The organism is Klebsiella sp. 1SOBk10mer, assembly GCF_046602535.1.
GTDB lineage: Bacteria > Pseudomonadota > Gammaproteobacteria > Enterobacterales > Enterobacteriaceae > Klebsiella > Klebsiella quasipneumoniae.
Genome location: NZ_JBKIUP010000050.1, coordinates 1 through 1,342 on the forward strand (window position 1 = coordinate 1; position 1,342 = coordinate 1,342).

The following is a 1,342-nucleotide window of genomic DNA, read 5'->3' on the forward strand; positions in this document are numbered from 1 at the left end:
GATTCCAATAGTTTTAACGTTCATGATAGCAGCGCTCCGTTCAATGAGTGACGATTTATCGTCCCACTGTGGCACAAGAGATGGGAGGCGACCATTCCATTAACAAAGCCCATCAGTATTCTCCGCGAAGCCGAAGCTGGGGTACCCGCCCGTGAACTCTGCCGCAAGCATGCCATTTCCGATGCCACGTTTTACACCTGGCGTAAGAAGTATGGCGGTATGGAGGTGCCTGAAGTTAAGCGCCTGAAGTCGCTTGAGGAAGAGAACGCCAGACTCAAGAAGCTGCTTGCCGAAGCCATGCTGGATAAAGAGGCGCTTCAGGTGGCTCTTGGGCGAAAGTACTGACGACAGACCAGAAGCGGGAAGCCGTGATGCTGATGTGTGATGCGACCGGTCTGTCGCAACGTCGTGCCTGCAGGCTTACAGGTTTATCCCTGTCGACCTGCCGCTATGAGGCTCACCGTCCGGCTGCTGATGCGCATTTATCAGGGCGCATCACTGAGCTGGCACTGGAGCGCAGGCGTTTTGGCTACCGTCGTATTTGGCAGTTGCTGCGCCGTGAAGGGCTTCATGTTAATCATAAGCGCGTGTACAGGCTTTATCACCTCAGTGGCCTGGGCGTAAAACGCAGAAGACGTCGTAAAGGGCTGGCAACAGAACGTCTGCCGCTGCTCCGTCCGGCGGCGCCCAATCTGACCTGGTCGATGGATTTCGTCATGGACGCACTTTCCACCGGTCGCAGGATCAAGTGTCTTACCTGCGTCGATGATTTCACAAAGGAATGCCTGACGGTCACTGTTGCCTTTGGGATTTCAGGCGTTCAGGTCTCGCGTATTCTGGACAGCATTGCACTGTTTCGAGGCTATCCGGCGACGATAAGAACTGACCAGGGGCCGGAGTTCACTTGCCGTGCACTGGATCAATGGGCCTTTGAGCATGGTGTTGAGTTGCGCTTAATCCAGCCGGGCAAGCCAACGCAGAACGGATTTATTGAGAGCTTTAACGGACGATTTCGCGATGAATGCCTGAATGAGCACTGGTTCAGCGATATCGTTCACGCAAGGAAAATCATTAATGACTGGCGGCAGGATTATAACGAGTGTCGTCCACATTCAGCACTGAATTATCAGACGCCATCAGAGTTTGCAGCACGGTGGCGAAATGGAAAATGTGAAGGTAAACAAACCGACCTTACTAACTGACGGTTGTATCTAATCCTGGGGGCAGGTCAGCCCTGGTACGAGCGCTGAACAAAATGACGAAAGCAGGTATGCCTGAAAGCGTGCGTATTGCCTGAAAACACAACCCGCTACGGGGGAGACTTACCCGAAATCTGATTTAT

General features: G+C 53.1%; 1 protein-coding gene and 1 pseudogene. Both read left to right on the forward strand.

All coding sequences use genetic code 11. The features are described from left to right. Positions 1-93 precede the first annotated feature (93 nt). A protein-coding gene (locus ACLH1I_RS26525; protein WP_411302954.1) for an IS3 family transposase occupies positions 94-1,202 on the forward strand; the annotation gives its coding sequence in 2 pieces (ribosomal slippage) (positions 94-340 and positions 340-1,202; 1,110 coding nt in all). A gap of 29 nt (positions 1,203-1,231) precedes the next feature. Continuing rightward, positions 1,232-1,297 (forward strand): annotated as a pseudogene (locus tag ACLH1I_RS26530) (hypothetical protein); the annotation flags it as partial. Positions 1,298-1,342 lie beyond the last annotated feature (45 nt).